Source organism: Clostridium polyendosporum, from assembly GCF_018332455.1.
In the GTDB taxonomy this organism is placed as follows: Bacteria; Bacillota; Clostridia; order Clostridiales; family Clostridiaceae; genus Clostridium_AY; species Clostridium_AY polyendosporum.
Genome location: NZ_BOPZ01000016.1, coordinates 1 through 5,034, shown reverse-complemented (window position 1 = coordinate 5,034; position 5,034 = coordinate 1). Strand labels below are relative to the sequence as shown.

Annotated in this window: 4 protein-coding genes; 2 read left to right on the top strand and 2 right to left on the bottom strand. The window is 28.7% G+C overall.

The genetic code is table 11. The annotated features are described in order from the left end of the window. Window positions 1-47 precede the first annotated feature (47 nt). Complete coding sequence (locus CPJCM30710_RS09910) at window positions 48-707, bottom strand: DUF4230 domain-containing protein (protein WP_212904020.1); 660 nt, start codon at window positions 705-707, stop codon at window positions 48-50. A 71-nt stretch (window positions 708-778) separates the two neighbouring features. Continuing rightward, window positions 779-1,981, bottom strand: a complete 1,203-nt coding sequence (locus tag CPJCM30710_RS09905) for a class I SAM-dependent methyltransferase (RefSeq protein ID WP_212904019.1) — start codon at window positions 1,979-1,981, stop codon at window positions 779-781. Window positions 1,982-2,408: 427 nt separating this feature from the next. On the opposite strand from CPJCM30710_RS09905, the gene CPJCM30710_RS09900 reads away from it, so the two are divergent. Further along, window positions 2,409-3,584, top strand: a complete 1,176-nt coding sequence (locus CPJCM30710_RS09900; protein ID WP_246503513.1) for an MFS transporter — start codon at window positions 2,409-2,411, stop codon at window positions 3,582-3,584. Window positions 3,585-3,602: 18 nt separating this feature from the next. Further along, window positions 3,603-4,541 (top strand): GNAT family N-acetyltransferase, encoded by a 939-nt coding sequence (locus tag CPJCM30710_RS09895; RefSeq protein ID WP_212904018.1) that lies wholly within the window; start codon window positions 3,603-3,605, stop codon window positions 4,539-4,541. Window positions 4,542-5,034 lie beyond the last annotated feature (493 nt).

Here is a 5,034-nt window from a genome sequence, read left to right as displayed (position 1 = left end):
ATATATTTATAGTTTTTATGGATAGATCATTGAATGTTAATCAGTAATTATTCAAATTTTATAGTTAAATTAAAGTCTCCGGGAACTGTAGATCTTACTATGGATTTTACAACCTCTTCTGTTTTTTTTATTGACTCATTATAAAGAGATTGTTCTTTTAGTTTTTTTTCTATCCTATTTATTATTTCTTTTTCAATGATAGCATATTCATCCGGAGTTAATTTTATATCTCCAATTCTTAATAATCCATTTTCTGTAGTCTCAAATATGGTTTTATCTTGATTTATAATTATTGAGTCTACTACAGGTTTGGGCAAGGTAATTTGTATTTTTTTGTTAAGTTTATCTATTTTGATATTAGAGTTTTCAAGAGTAGAAAGATCTACAGAATACGTACCTTTTATATAATATTCAATTCGTTGTAGCTTTTTAAAAACCTCAAAATCTCCCCAACTACTATCTATTATAATTCTTTCGTTTAATTCTACTTCTAATGGTACTAATCTTTGAACATTGTGAATTTTGTTAACTAAACTTTCTTCTGAAATAAAAGAAAGTTTAATGGTTTCATCAGCTGGAAGAAATGTTGAAGTTTTAGGTTTATCATCTTCTACAAGAACTTTATATGCTCCATAAAAGCCTAAAGAAGTAAAAAGAATGATTACCATTAGGCTCTTGATAATCTTCTTTTTAAGTCTTTTAAGCAACTAAACCATCTCCTAAAACTATTGATCATAATATAATATTTAGATTTAGGATAAAATATGAGAAATCTTTACTAAACTTCCCATCCTTCGTTTAAAAATCTATAAAGGGCAGGGTACACATTTAAGGAAGACATTAAACTTATGTATTCATCCATAACAGAATCTTTTTCTTTTGATGTTTTTAATGCTCTTATCATAAGATTCTTTGGAGTTTCTAATGGAGAGATGTATTCTACTACAGAAACGTTAAATCCTTTTGCTTCTAGGAGCATGCTTCTCATGCCATCAGTTAAAACATCAGCCATTCTTGCTTTAAGAATTCCGTATTTTAATATTCCCTTAAATGGTTGATAACTATATTGGTTTAAAATATCCCTTTGGCAGCATGGAACTGCTATTATGCAATCGCAAGCAAGCTTTATTCCCATAGCTATAGCCATGTCTGTAGCCGTATCACAAGCGTGAAGGGATATAACAACATGCACTTTTTTATTAGGTCTATATTTTTTAATATCTATTGCATGAAATTCCATATTTCTATAGCCGAGATTCTCAGCCATTTTTTTAGAACTTTCAATAACTCCTTCAGAAATATCAATACCTATAAAATGACATTTTCTTTTTTTTACTTCGGTTAAGTAATAATTTAAGACAAAAGTTAGATAGGATTTGCCGCATCCACAATCTAACACGGTTATGATTTCATTCTTTGGAAGAGAGTCAAGAACTCCCTCTAGAAGTTCTACGTAGTGATCTATTTGATTGTATTTTCTTATCTTGTCATTCTTAATCTTTCCTTCTTTAGACATGATGCCTATTTCTTTAAGTAGAGCATCTGCCCTATCTGCCTTTATGTAGTAATCTCTATTTAATAATGTTGAGGTTTCACTAAATCCATGAGTTGATGTTCCGTCATCTTCCTTAGCTGAAACAAGAGGTCCCTCCTTAACTTCTGTATTAATCATTTTAACATTCTTATTATCACCAGTGATGACTATATCTGTGCCTCTTTCTTTATAAAGAATAGTAACAGTCTCGTAATTTTCGGAGTCATTAGCAATCTTATTAAGAGTGTTAGTTATATCTAAAACCTCAGTTTTACCATTAAAGTTATACCTTATCTTTTCATCTTCAAAGCTTCCAATACCTTTAAATTCCTTAAGACCTGCAGTATAAGTAACAATGATATTCTTAAAGATGCTTGAGTTTTCAAGAAATCTTCCTTGTAAGCCCATTAAAAATACTTTTATTTTATTTATACTTTGCTTGTTCATGCTATCACCATTAGCCTTTCCTCTAAAATTATCTAAAAATAATATAAGCATAATGCAAAGTAAATATCAATAGTGTTATTTCTAAAGATACACAACTTTAATGATTATTATAAATTAGTTATGAGATTGTGTACCTATATTTATATAAGTGCAATTTAGTATATAATTATATAAAATTATATAAAAACATATATATTTTAATAGAAAAAAATATATATATTTACATAATATAGAAAATGAGAGAAAACTTGAAGGAATCTGCTCGTTTTTGATTGAAATGAGCAAAAAGTCTTAATTGTGCGTTTTAATATGCAAAGTAAATATGATATAATTTCAAAGTGTAAACATATCCAATTGTAAAATTAAGTTGGAATATGGTGTGAACTTGAGATGAGCAATACTAAGATTTATTTAAGGGGGATTAATTGTGAAACAAAAACAAAAAAACAACTGGGTAGCGTTATCATTTATTTTTTTACTAATGGTTCTAGCAGCAGTTACAGAAAACACAAAAGGAATTTTTATACCTGTATTTAAACAAGAATTTGGAGTAAATGATACTCAAATTGGTAATCTTCTTATTTTAACTGCAGCTGCTTATATGATAATGACCTTCATAGGAGGTACTCTTTCTGAGAAATTTGGTCAAAAGAATGTTTTTATATTTGGTTTAGTTGTAATAATAGGTTCACTACTGTTATTATCAAGAGCTAATAGTTTTGCTATGCTTGTAATAGGCATAAGCTTAAGTAGTGCTGGATTAGGACTGAATGCTATTGCTAGTAATACAGTAATTCCAGTTATAGTGTTATCATTTCAAACTATAATAATGAATGTATTACATTTTTGTTATGGGTTAGGCTCAACATTAGGACAAAGAGTTTTTGGTGTATTAACTGAACAAGGAGTCAATTGGAGAACTTTATATATTTATGTAGCAATTATTTATTCATTGGTATTAATATCATTCTTATTCGTTAAGATTCCTAAACCAAAGACGGCAGAACAAGAAAGTACTATGTCTATGAAGGAAATATTCTCAGATAAACTTGTAGTATTTTATATGCTTGCATTAGGATTCTATGTATTCGCAGAACAAGCGACAGGAAACTGGTTTGTAAACTACATGGGTAAAACATTTAGTTATGGTTCACAAAAAGCCTCATTTTATGTTTCATTATTCTTTGGTCTTTATGCTATAGGAAGATTACTAGGAGGCTTTGTAGTTGAAAAGTTTGGATATTTCAATGTTCTTAAAAATTCAATGTTAGCAGGAGCTGCACTTTATCTTTTAGGTATCTTTTTAGGCGAACGTGGAATGATCGTTATATCAATTTCAGGTTTATTCTTCTCTATAATCTTTCCTACAACAGTGCTTACAATAAGTCAGGTATTTACTGAAAAAAGTGCTTATATAACAGGGCTTATAGTAACAGCTGCAATGTTTATTACTATGATTTTAAACTGGACTATAGGAATATTAAATGATACTATAGGAGTAGGTTCTGCCTTTTTCTTAATTCCTGCAAGTGCTATTATCTCAACTTTATGTTTAATATATATCGACATTAATACTAAAAGTGTTTTAGTGACAGAAAATTAATTATCAGGAGATGGCTTTATGTCTCATAAAAAAAGTGTATCTATAGAATTAATTAAAGGAACTGCAACAGATTATATAATAAAGGATGCTGCTGGTATTACTTCAGGCAGGTTCAATATATTGGAATTAGATAGGGAAAATAGAAAAGCAACTATAAGGCTTAAGTTTTATAGAAATGATAATTATATTATGCTTAAGGAATCTATAGAACTTATCTTAAATGCGATTTTAAAGGAAAAATATGTTTATAAGGTAAATATTATTATAGCAGAGGATACAAATGTAAGTGCCTTTATGGACTTAGGGTTTATTCTTGAAGGCATATTATCTGACAATATTTTCACTAATGAATATCATAAAAGTGAACTTATGTTTGGTGTAAATGTATCTGATTATAAGATTCATCAGAATATAAGTCTTATAAAGCTTAAAGGAAAAAATATAGAATTAAGAAACTTAACACCTGAGCATGCTCAGGATATGTTACAATATTATATTGCAAATGAAGAGCATTTAAGATGTTTTGAGCCTGTAAGGGGAAAAAGCTTTTATACCTATGAAACTCAATATAGAATATTGATGGAAAGTTATAGACAATTTATTGATGGTACAAGTTTGGATTTCGCAATCTTTAAAGATAATAAAGTTATAGGAAAAGTTAAACTTTCTAATATTGTATTAGGTGTATTTAAAAGTGGAGTCTTAGGATATTCTATTGATCGAGAGTACCAAGGAAAAGGTTATATGAAGGAAGCTGTTTCTATTGCAATGGACTATGCTTTTAATGAAGCTGGACTCCATAGGATTGAAGCATCAACACTAGTCGACAACTTGAAATCCCAAAAAGTATTAAAAGGTTGTGGTTTTGAGAAGTTAGGATTAAATAAAAAGTATCTTTTTATAAACGGGGAGTGGAGAGATCATATAACTTTTTATAAAATTAATAATAAACTATAGAGCACATTTAAAAGGTTATTATAAATAAGGATTGAAACAGATTAGGTTAAACAAGTCTGCATTCAATTCTTTTTTTATTTTCAAAGAATTTTTATACTATGCAATAAATTAATTATTGTTTTTGAATAAAAGATTGCTAGTAAAACATAATAATACTAGGATAAACAATCTAAGAAAACCTATTCAAAATACTAAATGTTTATATAATAATAGTACTCGTCTCCTGGTGTATCAGTTAGAGGAAAAAGTAGAATAAAACAGATATTTGTAGAACTATGCGGTTATCTTTGTTAAATAACCATAGTTATCATGAAAGTGAAAAAAAGATGTGATAAGATAGTTCATGTCGCTGCGGTGAGCAGATGACAAACGAGATCAACAAAAAAAGTTGTTGACAGAGAAGCGAAAAGCTGATAAGATAATCAAGCGGTCAGTTGATGACACGCAAAAATAACTTGGTCTTTGAAAATTAAACAGAGGAAATTAAGTACAG

Coding starts and splice junctions, on each gene's coding strand:
- CPJCM30710_RS09905 (WP_212904019.1), bottom strand. CDS start 1,981: ATGAACAAGCAAAGTATAAATAAAATAAAAGTATTTTTAATGGGCTTA.
- CPJCM30710_RS09895 (WP_212904018.1), top strand. CDS start 3,603: ATGTCTCATAAAAAAAGTGTATCTATAGAATTAATTAAAGGAACTGCA.